Raw genomic sequence first — 14,751 nt, forward strand, 5'->3', positions numbered from 1 at the left:
TTAGGGGCAACCGTAATGCCGCCGACCATTGGCCCGCATCCACTGCCGCACGCCCGAGGAGAAATCCGCCATGACCGATCCGAACCCCGACAAGCCGCTCGACCCGATGGCGCACCATGTGCTGCGCGAAGGCGGCACCGAGCGCGCCTTCACCGGCAAATATACCGATCACAAGGGTGACGGCATGTACCGCTGCGCCGGATGCGGCGAGCCCTTGTTCGACAGCCGCACCAAATATGACAGCGGCTCGGGCTGGCCCAGCTATTCCGCACCTGCCCAGGGCGGCGCAGTGACGGAGTTGACCGACACCAGCCACGGAATGGTCCGCACCGAAGTGCGCTGCGCCAATTGTGAAGGCCATCTCGGCCATGTCTTTCCCGACGGCCCCGGACCGACGGGGCTGCGCTATTGCATCAACAGCGCGGCGCTTGACTTCGCGGGGCGCGCGCCGGATGAGGCGCAGACCGACGAAGGCTGAACCAGCCATCGCCGGGGGGCTGCAATGAAGGGCTGGCGCTGACAGGGCGCGGCGAGGGAAGGAATACACCGCTTTGCGCCGCGAACGAAAGTCGTCATCGTCAGGTAATTCATCATCGTCGGGTCAGCGCGGCGGCAAGACGCCAACAAGCGAGCCGTCGCGCTTTCGCATCTGGGTGCGGCGGCTTTTCCGCTGGGGGCTGGGCTTGGCCGTCGTCGCGCTCGTCGCGCTGGCGGTCGCGGTCGGCATCGCCGTGCAGCGGATGCCGAGTTTCGAGGAACTCAAGAAATCTCCGGCGGGTCAGACGATCCGCGTCCGCGCCGCCGATGGCACCGTGTTCCTGTCGCTCGGTCCCAATTACGGGCGCTGGCTGACGCTGCGCGAAACGCCGCAGGTGATGCAGGACGCGATGGTCGCGGTCGAGGACCGGCGCTTTCGCTATCATCCGGGGCTCGATCCGGTCGGCATGGCGCGCGCCGCGGTGGTCGCGGTGCAGAATCGCGGCAGCGGGCGGCGGCTGCAGGGGGCCTCGACAATCACCCAGCAACTGGCGCGCAACGTGTTCCTGTCGAACAGCTATGATTTCAAGCGCAAGGCGCGCGAAATGATCCTGGCGATGGCGCTCGAATGGAAATTTTCGAAGGACGAGATCCTCGAACTCTATTTGAACAAGGTCTATTTCGGCGGCGGCAGTTATGGCATCGATGCCGCCTCACGCCGTTTTTTCGGGCATAGCGCCACCGAAATGTCGCTATCCGAAGCTGCCGTGGTCGCGGGACTGGTCAAGGCGCCGTCGCGCTATTCGCCGACCGCCGACGCGGGCGCGGCGCTGGGCCGCGCCGGGGTCGTGCTGAGCGTCATGGTCGATGCCGGGGTGATCACCCAGAGTCAGGCCGACAGCGCCAAGCCTGCCGATGTCCAGCTGGCACAGGAAACCGGCCAGAACAGCGCCCGATATTTCAGCGACTGGGCATTGCCCCAGCTCGACATGCTGATCGACGAAGGCAGCGAGGCGCTCGACGTGTACACGACGATCGACCTCAATATGCAGCGCGCCGCGACCGCGGCAATCCAGGCGAACACTCCGCGCGGGGTGCAGGGCGCACTGGTCTCGCTCGACCGCGACGGCGCGGTGCGCGCGATGGTCGGCGGCACCGATTATGTCACCTCCAACTATAACCGCGCAACGCAGGCATTGCGCCAGCCGGGGTCTGCGTGGAAATTGTTCGTCTATATGGCGGCGCTCGAAGCCGGATATAAGGTCGACGATCCCGTGGTCGATGAGCCGGTGACGATCAACGGCTGGAGCCCGCGCAACTCGTCGGGGCGCTTTGCCGGGACGATGGATCTGCGCAGCGCCTTTGCCTATTCGGTCAACACCGTCGCCGCCAAGCTGGGCGACGAGGTCGGATTTTCGTCGGTCGCCAACATGGCGCGGCGGTTCGGCATCACCACCCCGGTCAACACTCACCCGTCGATGGTGCTGGGCAGCGCCGAAGTGCGGGTGATCGACATGGCGGCCGCCTTTGCCGCGGTGTCGCGCGGCGGCATTTCGGTCGAACCTTACGGCATCACCAAGGTGACGACCGCCGACGGCCGCCTGCTGTACCAACGCCCCGCGACCCGCGGCCAGGTGCTGGTCGACAATTGGGTCGCCGCGGGCATCACCGACCTGCTCCAGACCGCGGTCAACACCGGCACCGGCCGCGCGGCGCAGATCGGCCGCCCCGTCGCGGGCAAGACCGGGACGACGTCGAGCAACAAGGACGGCTGGTTCCTGGGCTTTTCCAGCGGGCTGACGACGGGCGTGTGGATGGGCCGCGACGATGCCAAGGCGGTCGGCGGGCTGCAGGGCGGCCGCGCCCCGGCACAGGCCTTTGCCGATTATATGCGGGTCGCTGTCGCGCGGCGGCCGGTCGAGGCATTCGACACCGAAGTCGTCCTGCCCGAATGGCAGCTGGAGGACGAAGGCGAGGCCTATATGGGCGAGCCCGGCGAGGGCGGGCTGGTCGATGAGAATGGCATGCCGATCGAACTGCCTTATGACCTGCGCCCGCCCGAAAGCACCGAACCTGCCCCGGCGCCGGAGGACGGTCCGGTGCTTGATCAACAATGGATCGAGGAACAGACCGGACGGCGTGGCCCCGGCGACCCCGGCGCAGCGCCCAAGAACGGCGCGCCACCCAAGGGACAACCGCCGGTGGCAAAGGCACCGGCGCAGCGCCCGCCGCCGGCCGAGTTCAATTAGGTCAAAAACCTACTTTTATGAACCGTTTGTCCTGAGGAGCCATTGAGCTTGTCGAAATGGCGTCTCGAAGGACGCTCCCACCCACGTCCTTCGAGACGGGCCTTCGCAAAGCTCAGACCCTCCTCAGGACCAACGGTCTTTTGAATCTGTCTAATCAGAACCGAACTCAGGCCTCAAACCGATACCGGTGCAGCCCGCGTCCCTCGCGGCGCAACCAGCCGCGCGCCGCGGCGACATCGCCGTCGTGCAATTCGTCGACCAGCGCGTGGAAAGCGGCGCCATGATCCATATGCACCAGATGTGCGACCTCGTGTGCCACGGTGGCGCGGCGGACATGGTCGGGCGCCATGATCAGTCGCCAGCTATAGCGCAGGTCGCCGTCATAGGTGCAACTACCCCAGCGGCTGCGCGGATCGCCGACCCCGACACGCCCGACTGACAGTCCGGCGCGGGCGGCAATGTCGCGGCTTTCACGGTCAAGCAGCGCCAGTGCCTGCCCTTTCAGCCAGCGCTCGACGCGACGTCCGACGGTTTCGGCGGGACCGCCCACGCACAACGCATCGGGGCCGACAGCAATGGCGCGCGGCGCGGCAGGCATCCAGTCGATATGGCGATCGATGCCGAGGAACGGCACTGAAGCGCCGGGGCCGACGATGACCGGCTGCGCCGCCTTGCCCACCTGTTCGGCGAGCCAGGCCTGCTGCTCGCTCGCCCATTTCAGCGCCGCGCGGACGTTGGTGCGGCGCGGCACGGTCAGCCGCAACTGGCCGCGCGCCGCGTCGAACACCAGCCGGTAGCGTCGCGACTGGGCGTGGTGGACGACGCGCACCGGCCACGCCTCGTCACCGACCTGGATGTGCGGCGCCTCGGCGCGCGAATCAAACCACGCGTTCGACAAGATGATTTTCCAGCGGCCCGGCGACATCCTCGCTGACGGTCCAGCCGACGATCGACTGACCCGCGCGATGGACCGCATCGCGGTCGCCCGACACCAGATAATGCCACGCGGGCAGCGGCCGGTCCTCGGCGCGCAGGCGGTAAGCGCAGCTTTGCGGCAACCATTCGATGTCGGCGACCTTCGCCTTGGTCAGCGTCAGGCAGTCGGGAACGTGACGACGGCGATGCTTGTAATCGCCGCAGCGCGCGGTGGCGAGGTCGAGCAGGCGGCACGCGACGTTGGTGGGATAGATGCGCCCCGTATCTTCATCCTCGATCTTGTGCAGACAGCATTTGCCGCAGCCGTCGCACAGGGCTTCCCACTGGCCGGCGTCGAGGCTGGCGAGCGGCGCTTCCCAAAAGGGACGGGGCGCCGCAGCGCCGGTCACTTGACCCATTTCGCCAGATCGGCGGCAACCGCTGCGGGGGCACCCTCGTCGGCGTCGGTCGACGGATCGTCCAGCGGCAGCAGCGCGAGCGGCTTGCCCGCCGGGTCCATCAGAAACGCGAGCTGGCTGTGCGCCATCAGATAGCGGTCGGGGGCGGACCCATCGACCTTGTTATAGGTGACGACATAGGCTTTGGCGACCGTGGCAATCTGTTCGGGGGTGCCGGTCAGGCCCAGCAGGCGCGGATGATAGCGCGCCACGAAGGGTTTCAGCGCCGCGGGGGTATCGCGCGCCGGATCGACGGTGATGAACAGCGGCGCAATCTTCGCGCCGCGTGCCGCGTCAGCCTTTTCGAACTGCGCCAGCCCGCGCATCAGCTTTTGCAAGTCGACCGGACAGATGTCGGGGCAGAAGCTGTAGCCGAAATAGACGAGGCGATACTGGCCTTTGAAATCCGTATCGCGCACGGTCTTGCCGGTCTGATCGGTGAGCGTGAAGGGACCGCCGATGCGCGCGCCTTCGAGCGGCGGGGTCGACGGCGGCGCCTCGGCCGCGCCATTGCATCCCGACAGCATCGCGCCGAAAGCGACGATCAGGCTTGCACGGATCAGCGTTTGTCCCATATTTGCGATATTCATCATGTGGCCAGCCTTGGTCGGCTAGGCCGCGAAAATCAACCATTGTCGTCGCGGCGTCGCGGCGGTGCTTGCCAAGGGTCACCCAGATCATGTTCCGACGCGCGGAGTTCCGCCTCGCCACTCTCCTCCTTGCCGTCATCGCGGCGGCGAGCCTGCTCCACGGCCCGGCCCAAGCGCAGTTCCGCGGCGGTTACGCCTTTTTGCAGGCGGTCGAAAACCGTGATGGGACCAAGGCGACCGACGCGCTGAAAGATGACGCGACGCTGATCAACACCCGCAATCCCGACACCGGTGAAACCGCGCTGGCCATCGTCGCGAAGCGCCGCGACGGTACCTGGCTGCGTTTTTTGCTGGCGAAGAACGCCGACCCGGCGATCGCGGACCGCCAGGGCATGACCCCGCTGATGCACGCGGCGCTGCTCAACTTTACCGACGGCGCGCAGGAATTGCTCGATGCGAAGGCACCGATCGACCAGACCAACCGCCGTGGCGAAACCGCGCTGATCCTGGCGGTGCAGACCAAAAATGTGGCGATGGTCCGCCTGCTGGTGCGGGCCGGCGCCAATCCCGGTAAGGCCGACCATGCCACCGGGATGAGTGCCCGCGACTACGCCAAGCGCGACGACCGCACCGGACAAATCGTGACGATCCTCGACGCCAAACCCGATGGGCCGACGCGCAATCTGGGGCCCAGCTTCGGCCCCAATTGATCTCTAAATGTGATGTACTGATTGACAGTCACATCACAGTGTGAGACAGTCCGCCCATGTCCACACAGTTGATCGAGCGCATCCGCGCCATCGTCGATGACGGCAGCATGTCGCGGTCGGGCCTTGCCCGCGCCGCGGGTCTGCACGCCAACAGCCTGCGCGATCTGGATTCGCCCGGCTGGAACCCCACCGCCGAAACCTTGCGCAAGCTGGAACATTGGCTCGCGCACGGCAGCGACCTGTCGCCGATGGCGACGCCGGAAGAGATTATCGCCGAGGCGCGCAACGGCCGGATGTTCATTCTGGTCGATGACGAGGATCGCGAAAATGAGGGTGATCTGGTCATTCCGGCGCAGATGGCGACACCCGACGCAGTCAATTTCATGGCGACCCACGGCCGCGGCCTGATCTGCCTGACGCTGACCAGGGCGCGCGTCGATCAGCTCGGGCTCGAGTTGATGAGCCGCGCAAACGGCACCCGCCACGAAACCGCGTTCACCACGTCGATCGAGGCGCGCGAGGGCGTCACCACGGGTATTTCGGCGGCCGATCGCGCGCGCACCGTGTCGGTCGCGATCGACGGCGGCAAGGGCCGCGACGACATCGTCACCCCCGGCCACGTCTTTCCGCTGATCGCCCGCGACGGCGGCGTGCTCGTCCGCGCCGGCCATACCGAGGCGTCGGTCGATATTTCGCGGCTCGCCGGGCTAAATCCGTCGGGGGTGATCTGCGAGATCATGAACGACGACGGGTCGATGGCGCGGCTCGACGACCTGATCCCCTTCGCACGGCGCCACGGGCTGAAGATCGGGACGATCGCCGACCTGATCGCCTATCGCCACCGCAACGACCGGCTGGTCGAATGCGTCGCCGACGACCCGTTCGAATCGGATTATGGCGGCGACTGGCGACTCAAATCCTATCGCAACAAGATCGACGGCAGCGTCAATCTGGTGCTGCAAAAGGGCGCGATCGATCCCGCAGGCGTGACGCTGGTCCGGATGCATCCGGTGTCGATCTTTGACGACATCATGGGTCGTCCCGGCCCAAAGAAGCGCCGGCTGCAACGCTCGATGGAAGCGATCGGCGAGGCCGGGTCGGGGGTCATCGTCATGCTGATGCGCCCGCTACCCGGATCAGCGGCGGCCGAGGAAATCCCGCCGCCATCGGGCGGCATGGACCTTCGCACCTATGGCATCGGCGCCCAGATCCTTGCCGACCTGGGCGTCCATGCGATGGAATTGCTGACGCCGTCGCACAACAATCTCGTCGGGCTGGAGGGCTATGGCCTGTCGGTCGTCGGCGAACGTTCGATCCCCGGGGAGGCCGCATAATGGCGCATGTTCTGATCGTCGAAGCCCGTTTCTACAGCCAGCTCAACGACATGCTGCTCGACGGCGTGCGTAGCGCGCTCGACGCGGGCGGCCATAGCCACGAGACGGTGACCGTCCCCGGCGCGCTCGAAGTGCCCGCGGCGATCTCGCTCGCCGCCGACACCGGCCGCTACGACGCTTATGTCGCGCTTGGCGTCGTGATCCGCGGCGAAACCTATCATTTCGAGGTGGTGTCGAACGAAAGCGCGCGCGGCATCATGGCGCTGACCCTCGATGGCTTGGCGATCGGCAACGGCATCTTGACCGTCGAGAATGACGAACAGGCGCTTGCGCGCGCCGACAAGACGCGCAAGGATAAAGGCGGCGAAGCGGCAAAGGCCGCGCTCGCCATGCTGTCCCTGAAGGAACAATTCGGCATTGGTTGATCGCCCGCCCCCGAGCCGTTTTTCCGTCGTCGAGCGCGGCGGGCGGCTGGTGGTGATCGACAAGGAAACCGGCCAGACGCCGCTTAGCGCCGCCGAGCGCATGGAAATTCACGATCGCCAGCTGGGCATCGAATCAGTCCGACCCGAACGGCGGGCCAATGCGCCCGACCTGTCGGCATCCGCGCGCGCCGAATCGGGTCTCAGCGCGCGGCCCGCGCCGAACCAGCCGCAGGCGGTGACCCCCGCCCCCAGCAAGCCGCGCAGCGCCGCCGCGCCGCAGCAGCAGCAGGGCAAGCGGCCCTGGACAACCGAGCCCGGTGACCGGCCAGCCCTGAAATCGAATAGCGCGCCCGCGCCAGCCCGCGTCCCCAGCCGTCCGGCACCGCAAGGCGGCGCCCGCAAGACGATCGTCACCGGCAAATGGTGGGACAGCAAAGGCCCGCGCATGATCGAGCTGGGGCCAAAGGGGCAGCAGACGCTGAGCGGCGGGTTCGTCACACTGTTCGCCGTCGCAGTCATCGCAGCGATCGTCGCGCTGATCATTCAGCCGGTGCTGCTGTTCGTGGGCGGCTTCCTGCTGTTCCGGTTCGGCAGTAATATCCTCGGCCCGCTGGGCGCAGGGATTGTCGATAAGGCGATTGCGGAGAGGAACTGATCGTCGCCCCCGCGCTAGCAAGGGCGACGATGACGTTTTACGCGTCCACCAGCGCCGGATAGTCGGTGTAACCCTCGGCGCCCGGCGAGTACCAGGTCTGCGGGTTATCCGCGGCCCATGCGGCGCCGCTTTTGATCCGTTCGACCAGATCGGGGTTGCCGATATAGGGGCGACCAAAGGCGATTGCGTCCGCCACCCCGCTCGCCAGCGCCGCTTCGGCCTTGGCGACATCATAGTCGCTGTTGAGGATCAGCGGGCCTTTGAACACCTTGCGGATCGCCGGCGACTGCTTCGGCACGTCGGTGTTGCCGAAGGTGCCGTCAGGACCGGGCTCGCGCAGTTCGAGGAAGCCGATGCCGAGCGTATCGAGCGCCGCCGCGGCCGCCGTGAACAAGGGCTCGGGATTGCTGTCATCGACACCCTGCGAATTGCCATTGGGCGACAGGCGCACCGAGACGCGGTCGGCGCCCCAGACGCCGATCAACGCTTCGGTCACTTCGCGCAACAGCCGGATGCGATTCTCGACCGGGCCGCCATAATCATCATCGCGCAAATTGCTGTTGTCGCGCAGGAACTGGTCGATCAGATAGCCGTTGGCGCCGTGGAGCTGGACCCCGTCGAACCCGGCGCGCTTCGCATTCTCGGCCGCCTTGGCATAATCGGCAATCAGTCGCGGAATTTCAGCCAATTCGAGCGGGCGCGCGACTTCAAGATCGCGGCGACCGACCGGCGTATGCGCCCGGCCCTCACCCTGCGTTGCCGATGCCGACACCGGCGGCTTGCCATCGTTGAACACCGAATGGACCAGCCGCCCCATGTGCCACAGCTGTGCCACGATGCGTCCGCCCGCGGCATGGACAGCGTCGGTCACCGGCTTCCAGCCTTCAACCTGTGCGTCGGTCCACAGCCCGGGCGCCGACGGCCAGCCGAGGCCTTCCTGCGAAATGCCGGTTGCTTCCGAAATGATCAGCCCCGCCGAGGCGCGCTGGCGGTAATATTCGACCGCGAGTTCAGTCGGGACAAACCCGGCGGCCGCGCGGCCGCGGGTCAGTGGCGCCATGATGATGCGGTTCGGCGCCGCGATGGCGCCCAGCTTGATCGGGTCGAAAAGCGATACGGCCATAAATCCTCCACGTTCCAAATTTCCGGCGACGACCGTTCGGGGCGCCGCTATGGCCCGCAGAGCTATGGATGCTGCGGTGCCTGCACAATGGTGAGTATCAAAAGAAAATCTAAATGACAGCCAAGATCGAAAGCCTCGACGCGAAAGACGCTGCGCTGCCGATCACCGGGCGCTGGGCCTTTCTGGCCTTGCTGGCGGGCAATATTTCGCTGTCGATCGGCGCGCTGCTCGTCCGACTGGCCGACTCCGGACCCACCGCCTCGGCCTTTTGGCGCATGGCGATTGCGCTGCCCTTCCTGCTCGCGCTGGCGTGGCGCGAGAGTGGCGGGCGGCTGCCGCCGCGAAACGCCATCATCGTGGCGAGCGCCGCGGGCATTTTCTTCGCGCTCGACCTCGTCGCCTGGCACATCGGCATCCTCCAGACCAAGGTCGCCAACGCCACCCTGTTCGGCAATTGCGCCAGCCTGCTGCTGGTGATCTGGGGGATTTTTCTCGCGCGCAGCTGGCCGCGCGGGTGGCAGGCGCTGGCGATCCTGCTCGCTTTTGCCGGATCGGCGCTGCTGATGGGGCAAAGTTACGAACTGTCGCCCGCCTATCTGGTCGGCGACCTGCTCAGCCTGCTCGCGGGGGTGCTCTACACCGTCTATGTGATCCTGATGCAGCGGGTGCGCGACACGCTCGAACCGTGGACCGCGCTGGGCATTTCGTCGATCGTCTGCGTCCCGATCCTGCTCGGCACCGCGCTGGCGCTGGGCGAGGCGATCATGCCGCAGAACTGGACCCCGCTGATTCTGCTGGCGCTGACCAGCCAGATCATCGGGCAGGGGCTGATGACCTGGTCGCTGCCGCGTTTCTCGCCGCTCGTCATCGGACTGACCCTGCTGGTTCAGCCCGCGGTCGCCGCGCTGGCGGGCTGGCTGGCGTTCGGCGAACTGCTGGGGCCGATCGACATTTTCGGCGGAATGCTGGTCGGTGCGGCGCTGGTGCTGATCCGGTTGCCGAACCGCCGCGCCGCGCCTATCTGATGCCTATGGCCTCGATCCTTCCTGCCGATCCGACCCTCGACGAGATTCGCGCCGCGCTGGCGCCGCTGATCGCGCAATCGGCGGCGTTCGACGGATTCAGCGCCGCCGCACTCGCCGATGCCGCGCAGCGCGCGGCGGTCGATCCCGACGTCGCCCGCCTCGCCTTTCCGGGCGGCGGGCGCGACATGGTCAGTGCGTGGTTCGCCGCCATCGATGATCGCATGGCGGAGAAATGGCCCGCCGAAAAGCTGGCGGCGCTCAAAATCCGCGAGCGCATCACCACCCTCGTCGAAACGCGCATCGACCTGCTGGCCCCCGATCGCGAGGCGCTGCGCCGCGCGCTCGCGCTGCTGGCGCTGCCCACCAATGTGCCATTTGCTGCCAAGCTCGGCTGGCGCAGCGCCGATGCGATGTGGCGGCTCGCGGGCGACACCGCGACCGACTATAATCACTACAGCAAGCGCGCGATCCTCGGCGCCGTCTATGCCGCTACGATGGCTGTATTCCTGAATGACGAGAGCGAGGGGTTCGCCGATACCCGCGCCTTTTTGGGCCGCCGGATCGATCAGGTGATGCGTTTCGAAAGCTGGAAATACCGCCGCGCGTCACGCAGCATCGAACGCCCCAGCCTCGCCCGCTTCGTCGGGCGGCTCCGCTATCCGGGGCGTTAGGCTGTATCCACGCGCATCAATCTTCGGACTGGCGCTCGCGCACCGATATTGATAATCGCTCGCAAATGACAGCTTTGCTCGACAAGACGCCGCTCGGCGTCACCGTGCGGATTACCCGTATCGACTGGAACGCGATGTCCGAAGACGAGGGGCGCCGCCTGCGTGAATTCGGCTTGCTGGAAGGGTGCGAGGTCACCCCTCACCACCGCGGCAGCATTTTTTCGCGCGATCCGCTGGCGCTGACGATCGGGCGGATGAAGGTGATCATCCGCAGCAGTCAGGCCGCGGCGATCGCCGTCGAGGACATCGTGGGCCAAGAGGGCGCCGCATGACCGCCGCCATTCCCTCCATCGCGCTCGTCGGCAATCCCAATGCGGGGAAATCGAGCCTGTTCAACGCGTTGACCGGCGCGCGGCAAAAGATCGCCAACTATCCGGGGGTCACCGTCGAGCGCAAGGCGGGGCATAGCAGCTTTTCCGATGGCCGGCCGCTGTCGCTGATCGATCTGCCCGGCACCTACAGCCTGACCCCCGCCAGCCTTGACGAAGCGGTGACGCGCGACGTGATTCTGGGTCGTCAGGCGGGCGAGACGCAGCCCGACGCCTTGATCGTCGTGCTCGACGCGGCGAACCTCGACAATCATCTTTGCTTCGCGCTCGAACTGCTCGCCCTTGGTCTGCCAACCGTGGTCGCGCTTAACATGCTCGATCTGGCGACACGCGACGGGCTGACCCTCGATGCCGAGCGACTGTCGAAAGAACTCGGCGTCCCGGTCGTGCCGACGGTCGCGGTGCGCAAGCGCGGCCTCACCGAATTGCTCGCTGCGGTCGATGGCGCGATCCGGTCGCACCAGCCGCGCGCCGCCCTCGCTGCTCCGTTAAACGACGCCGCGCTGCACCAGCGCGCCCGGGCGATCGCGCGCGCCGCGACCGTCGACGAGACGCCGGTGCGGCGCTGGACCCAGCGCGTCGACAATATTGCGCTCCACCCTGTCGGCGGACTCGTCATCCTGGTCGCGTTGATGTTTTTGATGTTCCAGGCGGTCTTTTCCTGGGCAACACCGTTCGCCGACGCGCTCGAAGGCGTGATCGGCGTAGTCCAGGCATGGGTGGTCGGCACGTTCGCCGACAATTTCCTGCGCGGGCTGGTGGTCGAGGGGCTGCTCGCGGGGGTCGGCGCGGTCGTCGTCTTTCTGCCGCAGATCCTGATCCTGTTCCTGTTCATCCTGCTGCTCGAAGCGTCGGGTTATATGACGCGCGCCGCCTTTCTGATGGACGGGCTGATGGGCAAGGTCGGGCTGTCTGGCCGCGGCTTCATCCCGCTGCTGTCCAGCTTTGCCTGTGCGGTGCCCGGGATCATGGCAACGCGCGCGATCCCGGATGAAAAGGACCGGCTGACGACGATCCTGATCGCGCCGCTGATGACCTGTTCGGCGCGCATGCCTGTCTATACGCTGATCATCGGCGCCTTCATCCCGGCGCGGAATGTCGGCAATACGCCGATCGGGTTGCAGGGGCTCGTCTTGTTCGGCCTGTTCCTGAGCGGCATCGTCGGCGCGCTGCTCGTCGCCTTTTTCCTCCGCCGTTCGGTGACCAAGGGCAATGCCACGGGCTTCATGATGGAAATGCCGCGCTATCAATGGCCGCGGGTGAATGACATCGCCATCGCGCTATGGCAGCGCGCCTGGATCTTCCTGCGCCGCGCCGGGACGATCATCGCTGCGACGACGGTGGTCCTGTGGCTGCTGCTGACCTTTCCGCAGGCACCGGCCGGTCAGAGCCAGGTCGAATATAGCGCCGGCGGCCGCATCGCGAGCGCGATCGAGGTCGTCGTCCAGCCGATCGGTTTCAACCACGATATCGCGCTGGCACTGATCCCCGCCATGGCGGCGCGCGAGGTTGCGGTGTCGGCGATGGCAACCGCCAATGCGATCGACGCAGGCGACGATGAGGAAGCAATGGCCGAGGCGCTCGGCGACCGCATCGCCGGTCGCTGGAGCATCGCGACAGCGCTCGCCTTCTTGGCGTGGTTCGTGTTCGCGCCGCAGTGCATTTCGACGATCGCGATCACCCGGCGCGAGACCAATGGGTGGAAATGGCCGCTGTTCATGGTTGGCTATTTGTTCGCGCTCGCCTATGCCGCGGCAGGTATCACTTACTGGACAGCCGTTGCCTTCGGACTAGGCTGATCCTTCCCACAATCAAGCGGAGCGGAGCGGCATGGCTGGCAGCGTCAACAAGGTAATATTGATCGGCAATCTGGGCGCCGATCCCGAAATCAAGTCGTTCCAGAATGGCGGCAAGATCGCCAACATCCGCATCGCGACGTCCGAACAGTGGAAGGATCGGATGACCGGCGAGCGCAAGGAGCGCACCGAATGGCATAATGTCGTGATCAACGGCGAAGGGCTGGTCGGGGTCGTCGAACGTTTCCTGAAAAAAGGCTCGAAAGTCTATATCGAGGGCAGCCTGCGCACCCGCAAATGGCAGGACCGCGACGGCAACGACAAATATACCACCGAAGTGGTGATCGCCGGCATGGGCGGCACGCTGACGATGCTCGACGGCGCGCCCGGCGGCGGCGGCGGTTCGCGCGGCGGCGGCGGCGGGAACGATGACTGGAGCGGCGGTTCGTCGGGCGGTGGTGCGGGCGGCGGCTGGAACCAGGGCGGCGGCGGCTCATCGGGCGGCGGCTTTGGCGGCGGTTCGAGTGGCAGCGGCAGCGGCGGCGGACGCCCGCCCTTCGACGACGATCTGGACGACGACGTTCCGTTCTGAGCAAAACCCCAAATCCGTTCGTGCTGAGCTTGTCGAAGCACCGTCCTTTCTTATGACGTCGCAGCAAAGAAGAACGGCCCTTCGACAAGCTCAGGGCGAACGGTGGTAGGTAAGACCGTGGTTGGACTAGTCGGCACCAGCGCCGAGATGGGAATCACCGCCGCCGACGTCGCGCGCGGCGTGTGCCGCCTGTTCGCGCAGGCGGGACTGGTTGCGATCCCGGAAGTGCCATTGCCGAACGGACGGCGTACCGACCTGACCGCGATCGACGCCAAGGGCAACATCACCATCGTCGAGATCAAGGTCAGCCGCGCCGACCTGCACGGCGACGGCAAATGGCCCGACTATTGCGACTGGTGCGACCGTTTTTACTGGGCATTAGCGTCGGGGCTCGACCCCGCGATCCTCGACACCGCCGATTATCGTCCTGCAACATCCGGATTGATCATCGCCGACCGCTATGGCGCCGCCGTGGTGCGCGAGGCGGCGAGCTGCAACCTCGCCCCCGCGCGCCGCAAGGCCGAACTGCTGCGAATCGGACGGCTCGCAATGCGGCGGTCGATGGTGGCGGCGGATCCGGAGCTGGCGGCGGGTTGGGTCGACGGATAGTCGGTCACAAACTTCGTCATTGCGACGAGCGAAGCGACGCGGCAATCCAAGAGTGTGCGTAGACCGCTCTGGATTGCTTCGCTTCGCTCGCAATGACAAAAAGAAACTAGGCGCCGCGCGCCTGCATCCGCGCCAGATAGCGCGCGAGAATGTCGATTTCGAGATTGACCGGGCGCCCCGCCGCTGCTTCGTCCAGCGTCGTCATTTCCTGGGTATGCGGGATGATGTTGAGCGTGAAATGCGCTTCGCCATTCGGCTGGTCGGTCACGTCGTTCACGGTCAGCGATACGCCGTCGACGGTAATCGATCCCTTCGGCGCGATATGCGGCGCGAGCGACGCGGGCGCTGCGACGGTGACCGTCACGCTGTCGCCGACCGGGACGACCGACACGATGGTCCCCACCGCATCGACATGCCCGGTGACAATATGCCCGCCCAACTCATCGCCGACCCTCAGCGCGCGTTCGAGATTCAGGCGGCGACCCGCATCCCACATTCCCGCCGCGGTGCGCGCCAGCGTTTCGGCACTCGCATCGATCGCGAACCAGTCGCCGTCGGCGTCAGCACCCTTGTCGACCACCGTCAGGCACGCCCCCGAACAGGCGATCGACGCCCCCAGGTCGATGGTCCCGGTGTCATAGCGCGTGGCGATGACCAGCCGTGTGTCGCCGCGATCCTCGCGCGAACGGACGGCGCCGATGTCGGTAATGATGCCGGTGAACATGGGGAACGC

The 14,751-nt window shown here is 66.2% G+C and carries 17 protein-coding genes; 12 read left to right on the forward strand and 5 right to left on the reverse strand.

The genetic code is table 11. The features are described from left to right. Positions 1-70: 70 nt before the first annotated feature. The gene (gene msrB / locus J2X44_RS00315; protein WP_310087248.1) at positions 71-478 is read left to right on the forward strand and encodes a peptide-methionine (R)-S-oxide reductase MsrB; all 408 of its coding nucleotides are present in this window, start codon (positions 71-73) and stop codon (positions 476-478) included. A 175-nt stretch (positions 479-653) separates the two neighbouring features. Further along, positions 654-2,726, forward strand: a complete 2,073-nt coding sequence (locus J2X44_RS00320) for a PBP1A family penicillin-binding protein (RefSeq protein WP_310088296.1) — start codon at positions 654-656, stop codon at positions 2,724-2,726. A 166-nt stretch (positions 2,727-2,892) separates the two neighbouring features. Here J2X44_RS00320 and J2X44_RS00325 read toward each other — a convergent pair whose 3' ends face one another. From J2X44_RS00325 to J2X44_RS00335, 3 genes are read right to left on the reverse strand one after another with little or no spacing between them, the layout of a single operon-like run. Then, entirely contained in the window at positions 2,893-3,624 is a 732-nt protein-coding gene (locus tag J2X44_RS00325) for a YgjP-like metallopeptidase domain-containing protein (protein WP_310087250.1), read from the reverse strand. Continuing rightward, positions 3,605-4,060, reverse strand: coding sequence for a YcgN family cysteine cluster protein (locus tag J2X44_RS00330; protein ID WP_310087252.1), 456 nt, complete (start codon positions 4,058-4,060; stop codon positions 3,605-3,607). The genes J2X44_RS00325 and J2X44_RS00330 overlap by 20 nt, the downstream gene beginning before the upstream one ends. Continuing rightward, entirely contained in the window at positions 4,048-4,692 is a 645-nt protein-coding gene (locus J2X44_RS00335) for an SCO family protein (protein WP_310087254.1), read from the reverse strand. The genes J2X44_RS00330 and J2X44_RS00335 overlap by 13 nt, the downstream gene beginning before the upstream one ends. Before the next feature lie 86 nt (positions 4,693-4,778). Here J2X44_RS00335 and J2X44_RS00340 point away from each other — a divergent pair, with 86 nt between their 5' ends. From J2X44_RS00340 to J2X44_RS00355, 4 genes are read left to right on the forward strand one after another with little or no spacing between them, the layout of a single operon-like run. After that, positions 4,779-5,399: an ankyrin repeat domain-containing protein gene (locus J2X44_RS00340; RefSeq protein WP_310087256.1), complete on the forward strand. Its 621-nt coding sequence runs from the start codon at positions 4,779-4,781 to the stop codon at positions 5,397-5,399. A 56-nt stretch (positions 5,400-5,455) separates the two neighbouring features. Continuing rightward, on the forward strand, positions 5,456-6,733 hold the full coding sequence (gene ribB / locus J2X44_RS00345) for a 3,4-dihydroxy-2-butanone-4-phosphate synthase (protein WP_310087258.1): 1,278 nt from the start codon (positions 5,456-5,458) through the stop codon (positions 6,731-6,733). Beyond that, on the forward strand, positions 6,733-7,158 hold the full coding sequence (gene ribH, locus J2X44_RS00350; RefSeq protein WP_310087260.1) for a 6,7-dimethyl-8-ribityllumazine synthase: 426 nt from the start codon (positions 6,733-6,735) through the stop codon (positions 7,156-7,158). Before ribB ends, ribH begins: the two co-directional genes overlap by 1 nt. Then, a complete protein-coding gene (locus J2X44_RS00355) occupies positions 7,151-7,813 on the forward strand; it encodes a hypothetical protein (protein ID WP_310087262.1) in 663 nt (220 codons plus the stop codon). The genes ribH and J2X44_RS00355 overlap by 8 nt, the downstream gene beginning before the upstream one ends. A 37-nt stretch (positions 7,814-7,850) precedes the next feature. On the opposite strand, the gene J2X44_RS00360 is transcribed toward J2X44_RS00355, so the two are convergent. Beyond that, positions 7,851-8,936 (reverse strand): alkene reductase, encoded by a 1,086-nt coding sequence (locus J2X44_RS00360; RefSeq protein WP_310087264.1) that lies wholly within the window; start codon positions 8,934-8,936, stop codon positions 7,851-7,853. Positions 8,937-9,049: 113 nt separating this feature from the next. Here J2X44_RS00360 and J2X44_RS00365 point away from each other — a divergent pair, with 113 nt between their 5' ends. The 6 genes from J2X44_RS00365 (at position 9,050) to J2X44_RS00390 (ending at position 14,018) form a co-directional block, all read left to right on the forward strand. After that, complete coding sequence (locus J2X44_RS00365) at positions 9,050-9,961, forward strand: DMT family transporter (RefSeq protein WP_310087266.1); 912 nt, start codon at positions 9,050-9,052, stop codon at positions 9,959-9,961. After that, positions 9,961-10,632 carry a COQ9 family protein gene (locus J2X44_RS00370; protein ID WP_310087269.1) on the forward strand — a complete coding sequence of 224 codons (672 nt, stop codon included), beginning with the start codon at positions 9,961-9,963 and terminating at the stop codon, positions 10,630-10,632. The genes J2X44_RS00365 and J2X44_RS00370 overlap by 1 nt, the downstream gene beginning before the upstream one ends. A 65-nt stretch (positions 10,633-10,697) precedes the next feature. Beyond that, the gene (locus J2X44_RS00375; protein WP_310087272.1) at positions 10,698-10,964 is read left to right on the forward strand and encodes a FeoA family protein; all 267 of its coding nucleotides are present in this window, start codon (positions 10,698-10,700) and stop codon (positions 10,962-10,964) included. After that, positions 10,961-12,820, forward strand: coding sequence for a ferrous iron transporter B (locus J2X44_RS00380; protein ID WP_310087274.1), 1,860 nt, complete (start codon positions 10,961-10,963; stop codon positions 12,818-12,820). Before J2X44_RS00375 ends, J2X44_RS00380 begins: the two co-directional genes overlap by 4 nt. A 31-nt stretch (positions 12,821-12,851) precedes the next feature. Further along, the gene (gene ssb / locus J2X44_RS00385; RefSeq protein WP_310087276.1) at positions 12,852-13,409 is read left to right on the forward strand and encodes a single-stranded DNA-binding protein; all 558 of its coding nucleotides are present in this window, start codon (positions 12,852-12,854) and stop codon (positions 13,407-13,409) included. Between the two features lie 147 nt (positions 13,410-13,556). Beyond that, complete coding sequence (locus J2X44_RS00390) at positions 13,557-14,018, forward strand: MmcB family DNA repair protein (protein WP_310088297.1); 462 nt, start codon at positions 13,557-13,559, stop codon at positions 14,016-14,018. A 106-nt stretch (positions 14,019-14,124) separates the two neighbouring features. On the opposite strand, the gene J2X44_RS00395 is transcribed toward J2X44_RS00390, so the two are convergent. Further along, a complete protein-coding gene (locus J2X44_RS00395) occupies positions 14,125-14,742 on the reverse strand; it encodes a riboflavin synthase (protein ID WP_310087278.1) in 618 nt (205 codons plus the stop codon). Positions 14,743-14,751: the final 9 nt, after the last annotated feature.

Origin of the sequence: Sphingopyxis sp. BE259, from assembly GCF_031457495.1 — a bacterium.
GTDB lineage: Bacteria > Pseudomonadota > Alphaproteobacteria > Sphingomonadales > Sphingomonadaceae > Sphingopyxis.